16 protein-coding genes and 4 tRNA genes are annotated in these 19586 nt (G+C 55.4%); 15 read left to right on the top strand and 5 right to left on the bottom strand.

Annotation, left to right across the window (positions count from 1 at the left end; all coding sequences use genetic code 11):
• Positions 1 to 22: 22 nt before the first annotated feature.
• Complete coding sequence (locus tag AB4Y71_RS11390) at positions 23 to 916, bottom strand: acyl-CoA thioesterase (RefSeq protein WP_013349206.1); 894 nt, start codon at positions 914 to 916, stop codon at positions 23 to 25.
• Between the two features lie 175 nt (positions 917 to 1091).
• On the opposite strand from AB4Y71_RS11390, the gene AB4Y71_RS11385 reads away from it, so the two are divergent.
• A complete protein-coding gene (locus AB4Y71_RS11385) occupies positions 1092 to 1751 on the top strand; it encodes a hypothetical protein (protein ID WP_134780014.1) in 660 nt (219 codons plus the stop codon).
• 56 nt (positions 1752 to 1807) lie between these two features.
• Here AB4Y71_RS11385 and AB4Y71_RS11380 read toward each other — a convergent pair whose 3' ends face one another.
• The 3 genes from AB4Y71_RS11380 to pepN form a co-directional block, all read right to left on the bottom strand.
• Complete coding sequence (locus AB4Y71_RS11380; protein WP_013349204.1) at positions 1808 to 2326, bottom strand: globin; 519 nt, start codon at positions 2324 to 2326, stop codon at positions 1808 to 1810.
• A 12-nt stretch (positions 2327 to 2338) separates the two neighbouring features.
• A complete protein-coding gene (locus AB4Y71_RS11375; RefSeq protein ID WP_013349203.1) occupies positions 2339 to 2815 on the bottom strand; it encodes an OsmC family protein in 477 nt (158 codons plus the stop codon).
• 93 nt (positions 2816 to 2908) lie between these two features.
• The gene (pepN, locus tag AB4Y71_RS11370; RefSeq protein WP_441720468.1) at positions 2909 to 5449 is read right to left on the bottom strand and encodes an aminopeptidase N; all 2541 of its coding nucleotides are present in this window, start codon (positions 5447 to 5449) and stop codon (positions 2909 to 2911) included.
• 289 nt (positions 5450 to 5738) lie between these two features.
• On the opposite strand from pepN, the gene AB4Y71_RS11365 reads away from it, so the two are divergent.
• From AB4Y71_RS11365 to AB4Y71_RS11305, 13 genes are all read left to right on the top strand, one after another.
• Positions 5739 to 6212 (top strand): ribose-5-phosphate isomerase, encoded by a 474-nt coding sequence (locus AB4Y71_RS11365; protein WP_013349200.1) that lies wholly within the window; start codon positions 5739 to 5741, stop codon positions 6210 to 6212.
• Positions 6213 to 6214: 2 nt separating this feature from the next.
• Entirely contained in the window at positions 6215 to 7183 is a 969-nt protein-coding gene (locus tag AB4Y71_RS11360; protein ID WP_441720466.1) for an Fpg/Nei family DNA glycosylase, read from the top strand.
• Positions 7184 to 7369: 186 nt separating this feature from the next.
• A tRNA-Gly gene (locus tag AB4Y71_RS11355) sits at positions 7370 to 7443 on the top strand.
• 763 nt (positions 7444 to 8206) lie between these two features.
• A tRNA-Pro gene (locus AB4Y71_RS11350) sits at positions 8207 to 8281 on the top strand.
• Between the two features lie 142 nt (positions 8282 to 8423).
• Positions 8424 to 8498: transfer RNA gene (locus tag AB4Y71_RS11345), tRNA-Pro, on the top strand.
• Between the two features lie 156 nt (positions 8499 to 8654).
• Positions 8655 to 8729, top strand: a tRNA-Pro gene (locus AB4Y71_RS11340).
• Positions 8730 to 8815: 86 nt separating this feature from the next.
• Positions 8816 to 10147 carry a trigger factor gene (tig, locus tag AB4Y71_RS11335; RefSeq protein ID WP_102597538.1) on the top strand — a complete coding sequence of 444 codons (1332 nt, stop codon included), beginning with the start codon at positions 8816 to 8818 and terminating at the stop codon, positions 10145 to 10147.
• Positions 10148 to 10370: 223 nt separating this feature from the next.
• Positions 10371 to 10991 carry an ATP-dependent Clp protease proteolytic subunit gene (locus AB4Y71_RS11330; protein ID WP_013349197.1) on the top strand — a complete coding sequence of 207 codons (621 nt, stop codon included), beginning with the start codon at positions 10371 to 10373 and terminating at the stop codon, positions 10989 to 10991.
• Positions 10992 to 11038: 47 nt separating this feature from the next.
• Positions 11039 to 11698, top strand: a complete 660-nt coding sequence (locus AB4Y71_RS11325; protein ID WP_013349196.1) for an ATP-dependent Clp protease proteolytic subunit — start codon at positions 11039 to 11041, stop codon at positions 11696 to 11698.
• A gap of 167 nt (positions 11699 to 11865) precedes the next feature.
• Positions 11866 to 13158, top strand: coding sequence for an ATP-dependent Clp protease ATP-binding subunit ClpX (gene clpX, locus AB4Y71_RS11320; RefSeq protein WP_013349195.1), 1293 nt, complete (start codon positions 11866 to 11868; stop codon positions 13156 to 13158).
• A 45-nt stretch (positions 13159 to 13203) separates the two neighbouring features.
• Positions 13204 to 13812, top strand: a complete 609-nt coding sequence (locus AB4Y71_RS11315) for a DsbA family oxidoreductase (RefSeq protein ID WP_013349194.1) — start codon at positions 13204 to 13206, stop codon at positions 13810 to 13812.
• An 857-nt stretch (positions 13813 to 14669) separates the two neighbouring features.
• Positions 14670 to 15677: a trypsin-like serine peptidase gene (locus AB4Y71_RS11310; protein ID WP_441720464.1), complete on the top strand. Its 1008-nt coding sequence runs from the start codon at positions 14670 to 14672 to the stop codon at positions 15675 to 15677.
• 69 nt (positions 15678 to 15746) lie between these two features.
• On the top strand, positions 15747 to 15935 hold the full coding sequence (locus AB4Y71_RS11305) for a hypothetical protein (RefSeq protein ID WP_102597541.1): 189 nt from the start codon (positions 15747 to 15749) through the stop codon (positions 15933 to 15935).
• Between the two features lie 61 nt (positions 15936 to 15996).
• On the opposite strand, the gene valS is transcribed toward AB4Y71_RS11305, so the two are convergent.
• Complete coding sequence (valS, locus tag AB4Y71_RS11300; protein ID WP_441720462.1) at positions 15997 to 18615, bottom strand: valine--tRNA ligase; 2619 nt, start codon at positions 18613 to 18615, stop codon at positions 15997 to 15999.
• Positions 18616 to 18819: 204 nt separating this feature from the next.
• Between valS and AB4Y71_RS11295 the strand changes: the two genes are divergently transcribed.
• Positions 18820 to 19584, top strand: coding sequence for an SDR family oxidoreductase (locus tag AB4Y71_RS11295; protein WP_013349189.1), 765 nt, complete (start codon positions 18820 to 18822; stop codon positions 19582 to 19584).
• The last annotated feature ends 2 nt before the right edge of the window (positions 19585 to 19586 follow it).

Here is a 19586-nt window from a genome sequence, read left to right as displayed (position 1 = left end):
GCTTGCGCTTCAATAAGCAGCCTTAGGATACTTCGCTGAACTCAGGAAGTCGGATCATGCCTTCTTGGGCAACCGTAGCGACGAGCTCTCCTGCCTGGTTGTAGAACTTGCCAGTACCCAAACCGCGTGCTGAAGAAGCCGAGGGAGAATGCAGCACATAAAGTAGCCATTCGTCGACTCGGAAATCTCGATGCCACCACATCGCGTGATCAAGGCTGGCAATGCTCAGCCCTCGATGGATCCATGGCACACCGTGAGCTCGCAGGACAGGCTCCAGCAGCAAGTAATCGCTGGCATAGGCCAGGGCTGCACGATGCAATGCAGGGTCGTCTGGCATTGAGGAAGTCGTGCGCAGCCAGACTGCGCTATCGGCGGCATTGGGCGAATCGCTTGGAAGATAAATCGGCTCAGAGATGTGCCGAACATCGAAGGGGCGTTCAAAAGCCCATTCCTTGGCTACTGGATGGTCGAAATGCCCCACCAGATCGGCAGTAGTTGGAAGAGATTCCGGTGCAGGGACATCGATCGGCATAGGATCGTGATGTTCAAGGCCAGCTGCCGGTTCCTGGAATGAGGTGATCATTGACAAGATTGGCTCGCCGTTTTGGTAGGCATGGACCCGGCGGGCCGAGAATGAGCGGCCATCGCGTAATCGTTGAACGCCGAAGGTAATGTTCTGCGAAGGGTCTCCTGGGCGCAGGAAGTATCCGTGCAAGGAATGAATCGCGCGCGACGGCTCAACCGTACGTGTAGCGGCCATGATCGACTGGGCCAGAACTTGCCCGCCGAAAACGCGAGGCCGAGTTTGGGCAGGGGTATGACCGATGAAGATATCCTCATCCGTGCGGGCCTGGTCTTCTCCATCCAGATTCAACAGGTCTAGCAGGATCTGCGTTGTGCCTAAGTCTTCGGTCACGGTAGGAGCTCCTTGGAATGCATTAGTGAAATCAGGATCAGAATCAATGTTACTAGAGGGTAATAAGAACTAGTTTTGATTCCGACTCATAGGAAAACTATACGATTATTAAGTCGACATCACGCCATGAGCAAACTCGCCACGCGTCGTGCTCGCGACATGAGACGATTAATGCATGGCTAGTGATGCAGTAATTTTTGACGACAATAATTCAGTAAGCGATTTAGCGAACTTTATTAGCCGCGCGAAAACAATTGAAGATGACGCGGCCCTTTTCGTCGCACGAAATACGGCCTTGGCAGTATACGTACCAGTGTTGGTCCCTGCCGATCTGGGACAAGGTGGATACACCATCCTTGGGATGCGAGTGCATCGCTTGGCTAAGCCTGCAGAAATTAATGCGAGCTATTCGCTGGCATCCATCCAAGATCGACTTGCGCGCATGGGGGAGTCCTCGGTCGACTTTGCCCTCCCGCCGGTTGAAGAGAATCCTAAATGGGCCGGCATCTCCGTCCCGCTTTCGGGCTGGGAAGATGCGGGAACGGTAGAGAGTGATCTCTTATCATCCGCTGCGCAACGCGGAATCGATGCCGTTGCGCAAGCCTTGCCAGAAAACCCCGGCTTGCCGGTGCTTGTACAGGTACGCCAACAAATCTGGGCAGCCGATGTGCCAGATCTGGAAATTGAAGTCCCTATGGGCGCTGCGTTTGCGATGCATGCCTTGGGTTTCTTGATGACTGGCGGCCAATGTCGAGTGCTTCGCAATGGAAGCTGGACTCGACTGAGCAACGAACGAGGACATGTCCTGGTTCGCAAGGCTTCCTTGCTTGGCTAAAGCGCAATAGAAAAATGGACTAGAACCCATGTGTCGGGGTTCTAGTCCATCACTATTTAAAGCAGATTCTGATGTCCATCAGGAGTGTTCTGCAGCGAGTGGGCTGCGCGTTCAAAATAGTCGCGCAGGGTTTCAGCCTGCAGCATCGGCAACTCCAGCTGCTCGATGGCCTTATTCATGTGGCCCAGCCAAACATCTCTGTAGTGGCTGTTTACCGGGTAGTTGGCATGGCGCATGCGCAGGCGCGGGTGGCCTCGGTGCTCGGAGAACGTCGTTGGTCCGCCCCAGTACTGTTCTAGGAACAGTTGGAGACGAACTTGTGCAGCATGAAGTTCCTGCTCTGGATACATGCGGCGGAAGTCTTCATCTTCAGCCACCGAAGCATAGAAGTTCTTGGTGAGCTGAGCGAAGATCTTACGCCCTCCCACCTCAGCGTAGAAGGTGCCTGGGTAGTCTGCGGCATCTATTGGTGCCTCAGCGGCATCTAAGAACTCTTGGCTAGAGCGCCCTAAAACCAAAGGGTTGCTGAAAGGGTCCTTCTTCGGGTCGTGCGCAGTTGGCTGGCTTTCAGTCATTCGTGAAGTTCCTCAAGAGACGGTAGGAGTTACCGGCTCATGGAGAACCGGAAAATTGACGGAGCGGGCGATGAAACAAACCCTGTTGGCCTGCGCATGCAGAGAATCTGCCAGCTCACGTTGGGATTCATCAGCTAGATAGATCGTGGGTCGCAATATGACCTGGGTGAACTCGCCGCTGTTATCGCGGTTCAAACGCAGGGTTCCCATGGCTTCATCTGTGTAACCGGTGATATTCACGCCGTGGGTAACTGCCACATGCAAGTAAGAGAGCATGTGGCACTGGCTCAACGCTGCTAAGAGCAGCTGCTCCGGATTCCACCGGTCGCGGTCCCCATGGAAGGTTGGATCCGCGGTGCCCGGTAAGTCTGGCAACCCCGATGCTCGCAATACATGGTCCCTGCCGTAGCTGCGGTAGCTTTCGGTTCCAGTCCCACGATTGCCGGTCCATTCGAGGTCCACCCGATATTCATGTTGCGAGAGGTCCATGGGTCTATTGTCCCACTTTCAAACAGAAGTTGGTGGTGTCTTCCGCATTGAGCGGAAGGCACCACCAACTGCATGAGCAGATATTGCTAGCGCTTAGGCATCAGCCTGGCGCGCGGCCAAAGCTCGGACCACGTCTGCACGTGATTCGACTAGCAGACGACGCATTGCTGCGTGCTTGGAACCCAATGATTCCAAGAAAGCGTCGGTCTGCTCCAGAGTTTTCTGCGAGACGTTGGAGCTCGGGTAGAAGCCCAAGACGATCTGCTTGGCCATTTCATGGGAGAACGACTCCCAGGCGTTGATCAGCAGGCCGAAGTACTTCTCGGTGTAACCGGAGATCAGCTCTTTATGGTGCACGTTATTGAAACCCGAGATGACAGCGCTCTGCTGGTCATTGGACAAGGTAGCCGAGGTAGCTGCGGCAAACGCTTCTTCCTTAGCCTCTGCCGTTGGGCGCGATGCACGCGCGGTGTACCAGGAGGCCTTGCCCTTGGCCGTGTCATCGTTGGCCAGCACCGAGTCGAGCGTGGCTTCGCTCATTCGGCCACCTGCGCTCAACGCAATCGTGAAGGACCAGCGCAAATCGGTGTCTACGGTGAGGCCATCCAGGGCCACCGAGCCATCGAACAGGCTCTGGACCTGGTCCAGCTGCTCGGCAGTGCGCGAGCGGTGCGCGAATGCCTTGACGAATTGCAACTGTGCATCCGAGCCGGCCTCAGCTTCGACAGCCAACTTCCACAGGCTGGCAGCGGCCTGCACCGAAAGCTCTTCACTGTGCTCTGCTGCAACATATAGATCCAGCGAGGTGTTCAGCTGACGCAACAGCACCATGATTACGGTGGAGTCCACTTCGTGCCCAATATTGTTCAGGAGCAACTGGACATAGGTGCTCGCTGGCGCTTCTGCGTCACGAACCGAATCCCATGCAGCTGACCAAACCAGCGTGCGTGGCAGCGAATCTTCGAAGTCTTTCAGATGCTCAGTGGCAGTAGCCAGGGAAACTTCATCCAAACGGATCTTCGCGTAGGTCAGGTCGTCATCGTTGAGCAAAACTAGATCCGGGCGCGCCTGGCCGGTCAGTGCGGGGACCTCGGTGAGTTCACCATCGATATCTAGTTCTTCGCGGTGCACACGCTTCAGGACGCCGGCATCATCGAGCGAGTAGAAGCCAACGGCCAGGCGGTGCTGACGCAACGTAGGGTATTCGGAGATAGCCGACTGGCGAATCGCGAACGAAGTGATGACACCGTCATCATCGGTGGCCATCTCCGCCTTGAGCGTATTTACCCCAGCGGTTTCCAACCATGCAGCGCCCCAGCCACTCAAATCGCGGCCGCTGGCTGCTTCCAATTCCCTGAGGAGATCTGGCAGCTCCGTGTTCGACCAGGCATGCTTGGCGAAGTATTCACGTACTCCCGCCATGAATTCTTCCTGGCCGACGAAAGCTACCAGCTGGCGCAGCACGCTGGCGCCCTTGGCGTAGGTGATGCCATCGAAGTTGACTTCAACATCTTCAAGATCGTTGATTTCAGCGACAATTGGGTGGGTGGATGGCAGCTGGTCCTGGCGGTAGGCCCAGTTCTTCTCCAATGTGTTGAAGGTTGTCCATGCGCTGGTGAACTCGGTGTTCTGTGCTGCAGCTAGCGTGGACATGAATTCAGCGAAGGATTCATTGAGCCACAGATCATTCCACCACTTCATGGTGACGAGGTCGCCGAACCACATGTGTGCCAACTCGTGCAAAATGGTGATTGCCCGGCGTTCGACCATGGCACCGGTGGGACGAGAGCGGAAGACGTATTCTTCCAGGAAAGTCACCGCTCCAGCATTCTCCATGGCGCCGGCGTTGAACTCAGGTACGAACAGCTGGTCGTACTTCTCGAACGGGTAGGACGCTCCGAAGTTCTTTTCGTAGAACTCGAAACCCTGACGAGTGATCGTCACGATGTTCTCGACGTCCAGGTACTGCATCATCGACGCGCGGGCGAACACCCCAAGCTCAACGGTGCGTCCGCTGGAGGAGACCAGCGAATCGCGAGCTACCTGATAAGGGCCGGCTATTAAGGCCGTGATGTAGCAGGAAATTCGCTGCGTGGCAGCGAAGTCCCAAGTTGCAGAATCGCCGTTTTCGATTGGCTCAGGAGTTGGTGCATTCGATACGACATTCCAGTATTTCGGTGCCGTAACCGAGAACTGGAAGGTGGCCTTCAAATCCGGCTGTTCGAAGACAGCAAACATGCGACGGCAGTCAGCGACTTCGAACTGCGAGTACAAGTAGACTTCCTGATCCACTGGGTCCACGAAACGGTGCAAGCCTTCACCGGTGTTCATGTACAGCGCATCTGCATCAATCACCAAGACGTTCTGCGCGCCTAGGTTCGGCAGCTGGATGCGGATGCCATCGGAATGCTCGGCGGGATCCAGCTCTACGCCGTTGAGATTGATGGAACGCACCGAATCGGTGACGGCATCGATGAAAGTTGATGCGCCAGCAGTCGCGGTGAACCGAACGGTCGTTTTGGAAGTGAAGATGCGCTCACCGCGAGTAAGATCCAGGCTTACCTCATAGCTGTCAACGTTGAGCAGGTTCGCGCGCTCGCTGGCCTCGGCACGAGTGAGGTTCATTCCTGGCATGGGGTCTCCAATTCTTGATGATGGGCATCCATCACCGGAAGTTGTGAAATGAATATTGAATATCTATCTATTGTGTCACCTGTGACCGGGCATCGCGCAAGTCATTTGGCCGAGCAATTTATCCAATTTTCCAACAGGAGCCGTGACATCCGCGTTTCGAGAGGGCTATGAGACTTTTTTAGTTAATAGTCCGGAGCGTGCAACTGGTGGGTAGCCAGAGTACGTCTTGCGGTCGCTATCCTAGATAGGACAGTAAATGTACCCTCCCAAGTAAATGAGGCAATCGACCATGCGCGTGCATATCGCTACTGACCATGCAGGACTAGAGCTCAGTGACCACCTGGTCAAGCACCTGACCGCCAAGGGCTACGAAATGGTTAACCATGGCCCGAAGTCTTACGACCCAGAGGATGACTACCCGGCGTTCTGCATCAACGCAGCCAAAGCAGTTGTAGAAGACCAGCGCGCAGGCGTGGACGCATTGGGCATCGTGCTGGGCGGCTCGGGCAACGGTGAGCAGATTGCCGCTAACAAGGTCGAAGGTATCCGCGCCGCACTGGCATGGAACTTGGACACTGCCAAGTTGGCTCGCGAGCACAACAACGCGAACGTGATTGCTGTTGGCGGGCGCCAGCACACCGTAGAAGAGGCTGCAGAGCTGATTGAAGCTTTCCTCGCCGAACCATTCAGCGAAGCAGAACGCCACGTACGCCGGATCGGCAAGATCGCAACTTACGAGACGACTGGCGAGGTTATCGACTAGTCGTGCCAGAAGGACATTCCCTCCACCGACTTGCCCGCCAATTTGACGATGTCTTTGGCGGGCAAGTGGTTGCCGTTACTTCTCCGCAGGGCCGGTTCGCTTCGGACGCCGAGCGGATCGATGGGCACCACCTTGAGCATGCCTTCGCCAAGGGGAAGCAGCTCTTCTGCCGCTTTTCCAATGATTTGTACCTGCGGGTGCATCTGGGGCTTTACGGCGCCTTCAGCTTTGGGGGAGACCACTACTTTACGGGTGCATCATCCATTGGTGCTCCTCGGAAAATTGGAGAACGGGAATCAGGCCCCAGCCCAGAGTCAGAGCAATACACTGGCCCGCCTGAGCCGGTAGGTGCCGTTCGCGCCCGAATTGTCTCTGAGCATGGATGGGCAGACTTACGTGGCCCAACCGCTTGCGAGGTATTGGACCACGACCAGGTCCAAATCCAGCTAGGCAAACTTGGTCCAGATCCGTTGATTGGATCCGCACTGCGCATTAGAGCGGCCAAGGGCCAAGTCGACCCGTCGCTGGCAGCTACAGAACTTGAAGCTGGATTCAACGAATTTCGGGCAAACTTGCTGAAGACCAAGACAGCTATTGGAATTGTGCTCATGAATCAGGCGTTGATCTCCGGTGTCGGCAATATCTACCGAGCTGAAGCTCTGTTCCGCAACCGAATCTCTCCGCAGCTGCCGGCCAACGAGCTCAGCACTCAAAAGGCCAAAAAACTCTGGTGGGATATCGTCTCGGTCATGGAAGACGGTGTTCGCGATGGCAAGATCATTACAACATTGCCTGAAGACCGGGATCCATTGGGTGTGGTTTGGCCGGATAACGCATACTACGTTTATCAAAGGCAGGGGATGGGCTGCCGTAAATGCTCAGCACAGATCTCGCTAGCCGAAGTGGCAGCTCGCAAACTGTACTGGTGTCCGCGTTGCCAGAAGCTTCCGCGCAAGAAGTCTGCTGTGTGAGTTGCGAACACGTCGGTGAGACTAACGGAATCCTTTTCCTTCAGACTCACCGGCGTGTTTTGCCAACCAGTGGCAGGTCACGGTGATAAGGAAGAGGAGCCAAGTGAGACGCGGAATCCTCGATTTGCAATGCATGACTTTCATGGTCTAGACTGAATCTTGTTCGAAGCGCAGTTGCTTCGAAATGGGGATGTAGCTTAGTGGTAAAGCCTTAGTCTTCCAAACTAATGATGCGGGTTCGATTCCCGTCATCCCCTCCAAATAAATGACCTCACTTCGGTGGGGTCATTTTGCTTTTGCAACCAAAATCCGATCTGAATGGGTTTGGTTCGAAAAACGCCTGACCCGTCGCAATGCCTCATGGCCAGCGAATTTCCACACGCCTCTCGAAGCCCGAATAGTCCCCTAAAGGGACCGGCGGCTAATAACGAAGGCTCGCACGCCTTCTTCCTGACTACTGGATGAGCAAACCGGCCCAAGTGCCTTGCCTCGTACCAAGGGTTTGCTTTTCTGGGATTACTTCATGAATCCAAAGCCACGGCCAAGACAGCAATCAGCAGGCGGGTCCCAGGCCTACGGGAATAACAGTTTGCGGTGACAGGGGGTTTGGGTTCCTTCGAATCGAGCCGCAACCCGCCTACCTTTCGAAGCTTCGCTAGAAACAACTGACCCCGGGCCGCTGGCTGAAACGCATGGATCCTGTCTTGCTGCTTGCGGCGGATGCTGAAGACGCCGGCAACCCAAGGGGCCTGGCCTGACTCGCGATCCCAATGAAGCAGGATGGAAAATCTACCTGTAATTCAACTCACGAAAATTCGATCTTTGCCCAGATTCAGGCAGGTGAAACCTGAAAAACCGCGAGATCATGCGGATGTCTTTCTGTGACACGCGAATCCCTCGATTTTGCTTTTGGTTCGAACCCGTGTAACTTAGTTTCTTGTGATCAGCACGGGAAACAAAACATTCCCGGACCGATTGCAGAACGGTTAGTCCAGATGAAACAAGCTTTCTTCTGAACTTCACCGGGGTGTAGCTCAGCTTGGCTAGAGCGCGCGCTTTGGGAGCGTGAGGTCGCAGGTTCGAATCCTGTCACCCCGACTTTATGGTTGAAGCAATTCAGCCGTAGAATTGAGAACCAAGAAATTGATTCTCGTGAGTAGTGAAGATTGAAAAATCTTAAGTATTCAAAAAACACGGTTAGTGGTAGCCAGTTATTTTATGACGTGGTTGCCCTGCTAATCGGGGTGTAGCTCAGCTTGGCTAGAGCGCGCGCTTTGGGAGCGTGAAGTCGCAGGTTCGAATCCTGTCACCCCGACTTTACCGGCGAAAATCCTCGGATTTAGCTAGTGAAAATTGAGAGCTAAATATAATTTAGATCTTGTGATCACTAAGAACTGTAAAAAGTAACTAGTAAGCATCACAAACGATTAGTGGATACAGGATGACTCGGGTTAGACTGTTCACTGCTAATCGGGGTGTAGCTCAGCTTGGCTAGAGCGCGCGCTTTGGGAGCGTGAGGTCGCAGGTTCGAATCCTGTCACCCCGACTCTGTCGAACAACCCCGCAACGCCACCATGTTGCGGGGTTTTTGCAGATTAGACCTAATATTAGACAACTCAGGAGTACAACGCTGTGAAGAGCGCCGTCGAAAACGTCAACCCGACCCGGGTTAAGCTGACCGTTGAAGTTCCTTACGAGGAACTGAAGCCCCGCGTCGATGAGGCGTACAAGACCATCGCTCAGCAGATCCAGATCCCAGGCTTCCGCAAGGGCAAAGTTCCTGCAAAGATGATCGACCAGCGCGTCGGTCGCGGCCATGTCATCGAGACTGCCGTCAACGAAGGTCTGAACGAGTACTACCAGAAGGCAATGGTTGAGAACGAACTCACCCCACTGTCGCGCCCAGAGGTAGACATCACCGAATTGCCATCCCTCGAAAAGGAAGGTGAAGGCCAGCTGGTCTTCACCCTCGAGGTTGATGTACGTCCGAAGGTTGAACTGCCGGACTACAAGGGCATCGAGGTTTCTGTTGAAGCCAAGGAAGTTGCTGACGAAGACATCGAGAAGGCTCTTGATGACCTGCGCGGTCGCTTCGGCACCCTGAAGGAAGTTGAAGCTCCAGCAGCTGCAGACTCCTTCGTGACCATCGACCTGACCGCTTCCGTAGAAGGCGAAGAAGTCGACTCGGCACAGGGCCTGTCCTACCAGATCGGTTCGGGCAACATGCTTGAGGGCATGGACGAGGCTGTTACCGGCCTGTCCGCTGGCGAAGACGCAACCTTCGAGACCACCTTGGCTGGCGGCGAGCACGCCGGCAAGACCGCGACCGTCAAGGTTGTTGTCAACGCTGTGAAGCAGCGCGAACTGCCAGAAGCTAACGATGACTTCGCTCAGCTGGCATCGGAATTCGACACCATCGCCGAACTGCGCGAGAACCTGTCGAAGGACGCTGCAGAGGGCAAGGTTGTTGAGCAGGGCGTAGAGGCTCGCGAGCTGGTCCTGGACAAGCTGGTTGAGCTGGTTGAGGTTCCTGTTCCTGCTTCGGTAATCGACGAGCAGATCGAACAGCACTTCAACGCACCAGACGCTGAAGCTGACCACGACACCGAAGAGCACCGTGCAGAGGTTCGCGAGAACACCGAGCGTGCCTTCAAGAACGAAATCATCCTCGACGCTGTTGCAGACGCTGAGGAAGTTGGCGTTGAGCAGTCCGAGCTGATCGACTACATCGTTCAGACTGCAGGCCAGTACGGCATGGAGCCAAACCAGTTCGCACAGATGCTGGACGGCGCAGGCCAGGTCCCAATGCTGATGGGCGAAGTTCGCCGCCGCAAGGCACTGGCGAAGGTTCTGGAGTTCGCTAAGGTTACCGATTCCAACGGTTCCGCAGTTGACCTGACTTCCTTCGTCAAGCCAGCCGGTGAAGAAGAAGCTGCTGAGGTTGAGGCCGAAGAAGCTAAGTAGTCTTCACTAAACTCTGATGGCCATCGGCCGCTTGTGTAAAACAAGCTGCCGATGGCTATTTTTGTTCGCTCCGGGCGTGCATCATGCGCCGTGAGCGAAACAGGGGCATGAAACGTCCCATGAATGACTTGAAGTAAGTAATCTCAAAGTAACCAGTTGCAGCTATGGGATTAGAAATAGAGATTCCAGAAACTGATCTACACGTTTGGAAGAGGTAGAGAACATGTCCAATGATTCGCGCACTCCCACGATGGCAGCCTCAGAGCCGGCCGGCCGTGATGACTACATCTACAACCGCCTGCTCAAGGAGCGCATCATCTGGCTGGGCTCCGATGTCCGCGATGACAACGCGAATGCCATCTGCTCGCAGTTGCTGCTGCTCTCGGCAGAGGATCCTGAAAAGGACATCTACCTGTACATCAACTCGCCAGGTGGTTCGATCACTGCAGGCATGGCCATCTATGACACCATGAACTTCATCCCGAACGATGTCGTGACCGTAGCAACCGGTCTGGCAGCTTCGATGGGCCAGTTCCTGCTGTCCTCGGGTACTCCAGGCAAGCGCTTCGCTACGCCGAATGCCCGTATCCTGATGCACCAGCCTTCCGGCGGCATCGGCGGTACTGCCTCGGATATCAAGATCCAGGCTGAACTGATCATGCACATGAAGAAGGTCATGAGTGAGCTGACTGCAGAACAGACCGGTCAGACCGTCGAGCAGATCCTCATCGACAACCAGCGTGATAAGTGGTTCACCGCTCAAGACGCCCTGGAATACGGCTTCTTCGATCAGATCGCAACCCACGCAGGTTCGGTCACCGGTGTTGTAGGCGACGACAAGTAGTCGCACCGCACCGCTTGTTACCCAAAGATTTGTCCTAGGAGAAAACCATGAACTTCAATCCGGAAGCCGTTAGCGGCCAGATGCCGTCGGCTCGCTACATCCTGCCACAGTTCGAAGAGCGCACACCATACGGTTTCAAGCGCCAGGACCCTTACGCAAAGCTGTTCGAGGATCGCATTATCTTCCTCGGCGCTCAGGTTGATGACGCATCGGCTGATGACGTAATGGCCCAGCTGCTGGTCTTGGAATCGATGGATCCAGAGCGCGATGTCACCTTGTACATCAACTCGCCGGGTGGTTCCTTCACCGCGATGACTGCAATCTACGACACAATTCAGTTCATCCGTCCAGAGGTCCAGACCGTTTGCCTCGGCCAGGCCGCCTCGGCCGCAGCAGTATTGCTCGCAGCCGGTACCCCTGGCAAGCGCTTGGCTCTGCCGAACGCGCGTGTACTGATCCACCAGCCAGCGATGGGTGGCGGCGAACGCGGTACCGCGACTGACCTGCAGATCCAGGCTGAAGAAGTTATGCGCATGCGTAGCTGGTTGGAAGAGACCATTGCGTCCCACTCCGGCCAGGACGTTGAGAAGGTTCGTGACGACGTTGAGCGTGACTTGTTCATGACTGCTAGCGAAGCCAAGGTGTACGGCATCGTTGACGAGGTATTGACTCCTCGCAAGCTGAACCGAGCTCAGCTGGGAAGCTAGCGCATACTTGGAATAATCCATGATGAATGGCGGTTTGCCTAAGTGACGCTCTGTCGATGGACAAAGGGCGCAACACAGGTAAACCGCCATATTCATCTAATTTGGGGGACTACTAGCCTAGAATTGAGTAAGTCCACAGCTACTCAAGTAAACGGGAGAATGGTGCGATGGGACGCATGGGTGAAGGCTCGGATCTGTTGAAATGCTCTTTCTGCGGGAAGAGCCAAAAGCAGGTTAAGAAGCTAATTGCAGGCCATGGTGTCTACATTTGTACTGAATGCATCGAACTTTGCAATGAAATCATTGCCGAAGAGTTTGCTGAAGAGCAGGTTCATGAAGAGTTCTCCCTGGCCAAGCCACGAGAAATCTTTGATTCGCTGCAGGAATACGTCATCGGTCAGGAGAACGCCAAGCGTGCGCTCTCTGTCGCTGTCTATAACCATTACAAGCGTATCCACGGGAACCAGGACCATGGTCCTGTTGCGGCACTGACTAACGAAGATCCACTAGATGATGTGGAAGTCTCGAAGTCCAACATCATGCTCATCGGGCCTACCGGTTGCGGTAAGACATACCTGGCGCAGTCGCTGGCGAAGAAGCTGAACGTTCCGTTCGCAGTCGCCGATGCTACGAGCCTGACAGAAGCCGGGTACGTGGGTGAGGACGTTGAAAATATCCTCCTCAAGCTGCTCCAGGCTGCTGACTATGATGTCAAGAAGGCCGAAACTGGCATTATTTACATTGACGAGATCGACAAGATTTCGCGCAAGAGCGAGAACCCGTCGATCACCCGAGACGTTTCCGGTGAAGGCGTTCAGCAGGCTCTGCTGAAGATTCTCGAAGGTACCGTCGCCGCAGTACCACCTCAGGGTGGACGCAAGCATCCTCATCAGGATTTCATTCAGCTCGACACCACTAACATCCTGTTCATTGTTGCTGGCGCCTTTGCTGGGTTGGAAGAAATCATCTCTTCCCGTGCAGGACAAAAAGGCATCGGCTTCGGCGCTCCTTTGACCGCACTGAAGTCTGCGACCGCTTCCTATTCGGATGTGCGTCCTGAAGATTTGCTTAAGTTCGGCCTAATCCCAGAATTTATTGGTCGCTTGCCGGTTATCACCACGGTAGAGCACTTGGACAAGGATGCGTTGGTTCGCGTTCTGACCGAACCAAAGAATGCTCTGCTCAAGCAGTACCAGAAGATGTTCCAGATGGATGGCGTGGCATTGAGCTTCGACCAATCTGCGCTGGAAGCAATTGCAGAACTTGCCATTGCACGTGAGACTGGTGCCCGTGGTCTGCGCTCGATTCTCGAAGAAACGCTAGGCGGAGTCATGTTCGACCTGCCAAGTCGTGACGATGTTGCTGAGGTAGTCATTACCCGAGCAACCGTGATCGATCGTGAGGTACCCACCCTGCTCTCGCACGCGATGGTGGCTAAACGCGACAAGAAGTCCGCATAGCACCCCCAAGACATTAATAACTGTTCGAAAGAAAGCTGGTATTTCATGGCTGAGCGTCAGCACGTCGACTTTTGGTTTGATCCGATCTGCCCATTCGCCTGGGCGACGAGCCGTTGGATCAAGGAAGTAGAAAAGGTTCGCGACATTGACGTGACCTGGAATGTCATGAGCTTGTCGATGCTCAACGAGGGTCGGGATTTGCCGGAGGACTACCGTGCCTCGATGGATTCTTCCTGGGGTCCGGTTCGAGTGATCATCAAGGCCGCCCAAGAGCATGGTGATGAAGTCAAGGACAGTCTTTACACCGCTATGGGTGAACTCTTCCACTACGAGAAGATTGAAGACCGCGACGAAGTTGTCGCTAAGGCCTTGGAAAAGGTAGGCCTGCCGGCTGAACTTGCTGAAGCCGCCCATACCGATGCCAACGATGAAGCTCTGCGTGCTAGCCACGAAGTGGGGATCAACAAGGTTGGACAGGATGTCGGTACGCCGATCGTTGCTGTCGACGGGGTTGCTTTCTTCGGTCCGGTTATCACTCGCGTTCCAACTGGCGAAGACGCTGGAAAGATGTTTGACGCTGCAGCTCAGCTCGCCTCTTTCCCATACTTCTTCGAGATGAAGCGCACTCGCTCCGAGAGCCCTGTTTTCGACTAAGCGGAATTTCAAACTTTCAAGGACGTCAGCTCAATATGAGGTGGCGTCCTTGTACTTTAAGCAGCCGACCGAAGTTTACCGGGGGAGCAGCTTCTAGGTTTCCGCTTAGTCCTTTTTTGATCGGCTATGCCAGCGTATTATGCGTCTACTGTTTCTGGACGCCACTTCGACTGACCGACGAACATACTTTGCAAACTGGCGCAGTAATGGTGTTCGCACGTTGTTGTACTTAAAGCTTCGGGATTGCCTTGTCTGTATTGAGACTCCCGGCCAGACGCTCAGACAGCTCTAACAGCCTCGGCACAGTTGTCGAATACTCCACGGGTTCAATCGAATCCTCATAATCTTGTCGGACATCAGTTCTTAGCCAGGCAAAAAAACAGTGGAGCACAATGTCTCTGGAAAGCTCTCCCAAAGCTCGGTGGTGAATAAGCTCGATTTTAAAGCCTAATTCCCACCGATTTTCTCCTTGTTCTGTGCATCCTCTGCCACCGAAAAAGTGTGTGTTACCGAAGGTTCTGTTTCATAATTTTGCCGTAGCGGATCCCACCGCTCAATCCGGTTCTTCAAGAGTACCTAGTGAGCACAATCACAAGAGATTCCGGGGTCGAATTAAATTCACCAAGAGCTATGCGTGATTTCCAGGTGGGGTCAACCATGGAGTCGAACTCGATGAAGTATCTGAAACAGAGTCGTTTTATTTCAGAAAATACAGAACGTTGGTAGTGGTGGTTGGCATTTACGGAGGGAAATATTCCTATGGAAAATGCTTGAAGTGTGTGTTTGACTATTTTCCACGAGTGCAACAACACCCCCATCGATAGTGGCAAAGAAGCCACTGGACAAGGAGTTAAATCGTGCAAATTCGTTCTCTAATTACGGATTCGTCCAAAGGCAAGGGACGTCGCAAGCTGGCAAGCGCAGCGGTTCTTGCCGGCGCACTGATGCTCAGCGTGGCACCAATGGCCTCGGCAGCGCCGACGACCAGTGGTGGCGACATCGAGTCAATCACCATCTCGGAACAGAAGGCTGAATCAGCAGTCGAATACTGGACTCCGGAACGGATGAAGGCCGCAAAGAACGCAGATTCACTAGTGGCTGGAAAGTCAGGCTCTGCCGCCAAGGTAGAAGCTGGAAAGCCAGCAAAGGTTGCCGGGCACAAAGCAGACGCTGCCGCAGCCAAGAAAGCTCAGACGAAGGGCGGCAAGACCCGCGCAACCCAGGAATCTCCGGTTTCTCATATCGGAAAGGTCTTCTTCACCCTCGGTGGCTCTGACTACGTTTGCTCCGGCAACTCAGTGGTCTCAGCAAATGAATCAACGGTCTCGACCGCAGGACACTGCTTGAATGAAGGTCCAGGATCATTCGCTACCCGTTGGGTATTCGCCCCAGCTTATGAGAACGGCAACGCTCCATACGGTACCTTCGCAGCCACCGAGCTGGTAGCACCCACCGAGTGGTCAAACGGCGGTGACATCACTTACGACACCGGATTCGCAGTCGTTGGCACCAGCGGCGGTTCGGCTCTGAGTGACGCTGTCGGCGCTTCGGGTGTTGCCTTCAACCAGGCACGCGGCCAGTACTACACCGCATATGGCTATCCAGCAGCTTCCCCGTTCAATGGACAGACGCTGCAGTCATGCAAGGGCTATGCCAGCGATGATCCATTCGGCCAGACCCAGTCCCAGGGCATTCCATGCAACATGACCGGCGGTTCCTCGGGCGGCCCATGGTTCTTGGGCAGCGGCTCGGATGGATACCAGAACTCCGTCAATAGCTTCGGCTACAGCTCAGTTCGCGATACCATGTTCGGTCCATACTGGGGCTCAGTGATCCAGCAGGCATACCAGACCGCACAGAACTAGGCGTCGAAATGTTAACGGTTGGACATCGATGGGGATTTAGCCGTTGACATTGAACGAAGGGAAGAGAAGATGACCGATGGACACTCGCCAGCTGATGGGGCGAAAGGCCCAGCCCAGAAGCATCATCTTGAGCTCAGCGCGGAAGACCAACTGAAGTATTTCACCGAACAGCGTCGACGCGCAGCTGTTCCCATGCAAAAGAATATTGATTTTCCTCCGCAGACCGATCATTCCGAAACGGGGGAGAAGCAAGAGTAGAGACGACAAAACCGGTTGTCATCCAGGTTATGGATGGCAACCGGTTTTGGGTTAATCGCTATTACGCTTCGTCGGTTGGAGCCAACTCAACGTTTTCGACGGTCAACTCGCCTTCGGCTTCAACCAGGGAGAGCTCACGAGCGTTGGCAGCAGACTTGAGGTCCTCGAAACCAGCCTTAAGCTGGGCTACCTGTGCAGCCGGAGCGTGGATCTCGCCAGAGAGCACCTCGGTACGCTGCTTGACCTTGGCATCAGACTTGGCCTTGCGGATACCCGAAAGCGCTACGCCAACCAGCGGCAGTACTGCTGGATCGGCACCCTCTACAGCGGAAGCCAGGTGTTCGGTGCTTGGCCACTGGGTCAGGTGTACCGATCCGGTGCGCCACCAGCCCCATACCTCTTCGGTTGCGAAAGGCAGGAACGGTGCGAAGAGGCGCAGTACCGAATCCAAGGTCGTTGCCAAGGTTGCCAGTACCGAAGCCTGTTCGGCTTCGCCATGGCCACCGTAGGCGCGGTCCTTGACCAGCTCTACGTAGTCATCGGTGAACGACCAGAAGAACGACTCGGTGATATCCAGCGCACGGGCGTAGTCGTAGTTATCGAAGGCGCGTTTGGCATCTTCGATCACCGTCGACAGGCGAGCGAGCAATGAACGATCAAGGCCGTTGGTGACTACCGAAGCATCATCGGTCAGGATGTTGGCATCGGTAGCACCCAAGTTCAGTACGAACTTCGAAGCGTTCAGGATCTTGATGGCCAAACGACGGCCGATCTTCATCTGATTGATTTCGTACGCGGTATCGGCACCCAGCTTGGCGCTGGCAGCCCAGTAGCGCACGGCATCTGCACCGAACTTATCCAGAACTTCATTAGGAACAACGACGTTGCCCTTGGACTTGGACATCTTCTTACGGTCCGGATCCAGGATCCAGCCTGAGATGGCCGCGTGCTTCCATGGAGCGTTATCGTGCAGGGAATCTGCACGAACCGCGGTCGAGAACAGCCAAGTACGGATGATGTCGTGGCCCTGTGGGCGCAGGTCAAATGGGTAGACCTTCGAGAAGAACTCGTCGTCGCGGCCCCAGCGGCCTGCGATCTGCGGGGTCAGCGAGCTGGTTGCCCAGGTATCGAGAACATCAGCATCACCGATGAAGCCATTAGCGGCTCCACGCTGGTCTTCGGTGTAACCGGTTGGCGCATCGGCTGCCGGGTCAACCGGAAGCTGCTCGATGGTCGGCAGGATCGGTGCATCGTAGTTTGGCTCGCCATGCTCATTGACCTGGTACCACACTGGTACAGGTACGCCGAAGAAGCGCTGGCGCGAAACGAGCCAGTCGCCATTCAGGCCCGAAACCCAGTTTTCGTAGCGCGAACGCATGAACGATGGGTGGAAATCAATTTCCTTGCCGCGAGCGATCATCTGGTGGCGACGCTCTTCGTCACGGCCGCCATTGCGGATGTACCACTGGCGGGAGGTGACGATTTCCAGAGGCTTGTCGCCCTTTTCGAAGAAGTTCACCGGACGGGAAATCTTCTTCGGTTCGCCGTCTAGCAGGCCAGCTTCGGAGAGCATCTCAACGACGGTTTCCTTCGCGGAGAACACGGTCTTTGCCGAGATCTGCGCGTAAGCTTCCTTGCCGGCTTCGGTGGTAATCCACTCAGGGGTGTCAGCAAGGATACGGCCGTCGCGTCCGATGATCGGACGGGTAGGCAACTGCAGCTCACGCCACCAGGTAACGTCGGTCAGGTCGCCGAAGGTACACACCATGGCGATACCCGAGCCCTTGTCGGCCTGGGCCAATGGGTGCGGGTGCACAGTTACTGGAACGCCGAAGATTGGCGAGGTGACGGTCTTGCCGAACAGGTGCTGGTAACGCTCGTCATCCGGGTGAGCCACCAAGGCAGCACATGCAGCTAGCAGTTCCGGACGGGTGGTCTCAATGAAGACCTGTTCGCCGTCTTCTGCGTTGAATGCGTAGCGGTAGTAGGCGCCAGGCATTTCTCGGTCTTCGAGTTCAGCCTGGGCAACTGCGGTACGGAAAGTTACATCCCACAGTGTCGGGGCTTCGGCCATGTAGGCGTCGCCCTTTTCCAGGTTGTCCAAGAAAGCACGCTGGGAAGCGGCGCGTGAGTTGTCATCGATGGTGCGGTAGGTCATGCGCCAGTCAACAGACAGGCCCAAGGTGGTGAACAGCTGTTCGAAGACCTTTTCGTCTTCAACCGCCAGCTCTTCACAGACCTCGATGAAGTTCTTGCGGCTGATGACATCCCAGTCGCGCTGGTTCTTCGCTGGCTTCGCCGGTGGACGGTAGCCCTCGATGTAAGGCTTGGTCGGGTCGCAGCGGACGCCGAAGTAATTCTGCACGCGGCGCTCAGTTGGCAGTCCGTTGTCATCCCAACCCAATGGGTAGAAAACGTTCTTGCCGATCATGCGCTGGTAGCGGGCCAACACGTCAGTCTGCGTGTAGGAGAACATGTGTCCTACGTGCAGGGAACCGGACGCCGTAGGCGGGGGAGTGTCGATGGAGTACACGGCTTCGCGAGTCGTGTCCTCATTGAAGTGATAAGTGCCCTCGGTGCGCCACCGGGACGAAAGACGTTCTTCCAAGCCTTCCAAAGCGGGCTTGTCAGGAACGGAAACCGTTGCGGGCGTGTCTGTGCCCAAGTTTTCTTCTGCCATAGCTCCATTCTTCCATGTTTTGCCGGGCGCCAAGACATTGTTGCCCATGGCTTGCACCACGCCAGATCGCATCCAAAGCGCCCCGGGGAGCCGATTCGGCTTCCGAGCATCGGCGGTGGTACCGGTCCAGGGTGCATGCAAACTGAAACGTAAGAGAAATTCACGGCTTACCAACTGGAAATCATCTGGTCATAGAGTTGATGCATGACAACTACAGATAATTCTTCCTCCCGTTCAGCCGTAGTCACCGGAGCTTCTAGCGGAATCGGGCAGGCTACTGTCCGTGCCTTGCGTGCCCAAGGCTGGACCGTGTTCGCTGTGGCGCGCCGCGCAGAACGCTTGGAGTCCCTGGCCGCCGAAAGCGGCGCGATTGCGGTACCGGCTGACGTAAGCGTGCAGGCAGATGTCGACGCACTGGTAGCTGCCGTGAGTGAACGTGGTGGCGCAGATACGCTGATCAACTGTGCTGGTGGCGCCCGCGGCACCGAAACCTGGGGCGACGCAATCGATGAAAACTGGGAATTCATGTGGCAGTCCAACGTCATGGGAACTATGCGTTTAACCCGTGCGTTGCTGCCCCAGCTGCGTGCAGCACGCGGCACCGTCTTGAACGTCACCTCCACCGCAGCACTTGCCAGCTACGAAGGCGGTAGCGGGTACAACGCAGCTAAGGCTGCCGAACGTGCAATGACACAGGCGCTGCGACTCGAAGAAGTCGAAAATGGGTTGCGCGTTATCGAGATCTTGCCCGGACTGGTTCAGACGGAAGAGTTCTCGCTACGGCGGCTAGGCAGCCAGAGCGCTGCAGACGATGTCTATGCCGGAGTGGATAATCCACTGACCGGTGAAGACGTTGCAGAGGTGATTCGCTACGCGGTCAGTGCTCCGGCCCATGTGAATTTGGATGAGATCGTGATCCGTCCGCAGGTGCAGGCGGCAAACCACAAGCTTATTCGCAACGCCAAATAGTC

The sequence above is a fragment of the Glutamicibacter sp. MCAF14 genome (assembly GCF_052114325.1).
Lineage (GTDB): Bacteria > Actinomycetota > Actinomycetes > Actinomycetales > Micrococcaceae > Glutamicibacter > Glutamicibacter arilaitensis.
This window is presented reverse-complemented; position numbering and strand designations above follow the sequence as displayed.

What these genes read in the sequence shown, in the direction of transcription:
- AB4Y71_RS11385 (WP_134780014.1), top strand. Translation starts at nt 1,092, where the DNA reads ATGGCTAGTGATGCAGTAATTTTTGACGACAATAATTCAGTAAGCGAT.
- AB4Y71_RS11380 (WP_013349204.1), bottom strand. Translation starts at nt 2,326, where the DNA reads ATGACTGAAAGCCAGCCAACTGCGCACGACCCGAAGAAGGACCCTTTC.
- AB4Y71_RS11375 (WP_013349203.1), bottom strand. Translation starts at nt 2,815, where the DNA reads ATGGACCTCTCGCAACATGAATATCGGGTGGACCTCGAATGGACCGGC.
- pepN (WP_441720468.1), bottom strand. Translation starts at nt 5,449, where the DNA reads ATGCCAGGAATGAACCTCACTCGTGCCGAGGCCAGCGAGCGCGCGAAC.
- AB4Y71_RS11365 (WP_013349200.1), top strand. Translation starts at nt 5,739, where the DNA reads ATGCGCGTGCATATCGCTACTGACCATGCAGGACTAGAGCTCAGTGAC.
- AB4Y71_RS11330 (WP_013349197.1), top strand. Translation starts at nt 10,371, where the DNA reads ATGTCCAATGATTCGCGCACTCCCACGATGGCAGCCTCAGAGCCGGCC.
- AB4Y71_RS11325 (WP_013349196.1), top strand. Translation starts at nt 11,039, where the DNA reads ATGAACTTCAATCCGGAAGCCGTTAGCGGCCAGATGCCGTCGGCTCGC.
- clpX (WP_013349195.1), top strand. Translation starts at nt 11,866, where the DNA reads ATGGGACGCATGGGTGAAGGCTCGGATCTGTTGAAATGCTCTTTCTGC.
- AB4Y71_RS11315 (WP_013349194.1), top strand. Translation starts at nt 13,204, where the DNA reads ATGGCTGAGCGTCAGCACGTCGACTTTTGGTTTGATCCGATCTGCCCA.
- AB4Y71_RS11305 (WP_102597541.1), top strand. Translation starts at nt 15,747, where the DNA reads ATGACCGATGGACACTCGCCAGCTGATGGGGCGAAAGGCCCAGCCCAG.
- valS (WP_441720462.1), bottom strand. Translation starts at nt 18,615, where the DNA reads ATGGCAGAAGAAAACTTGGGCACAGACACGCCCGCAACGGTTTCCGTT.
- AB4Y71_RS11295 (WP_013349189.1), top strand. Translation starts at nt 18,820, where the DNA reads ATGACAACTACAGATAATTCTTCCTCCCGTTCAGCCGTAGTCACCGGA.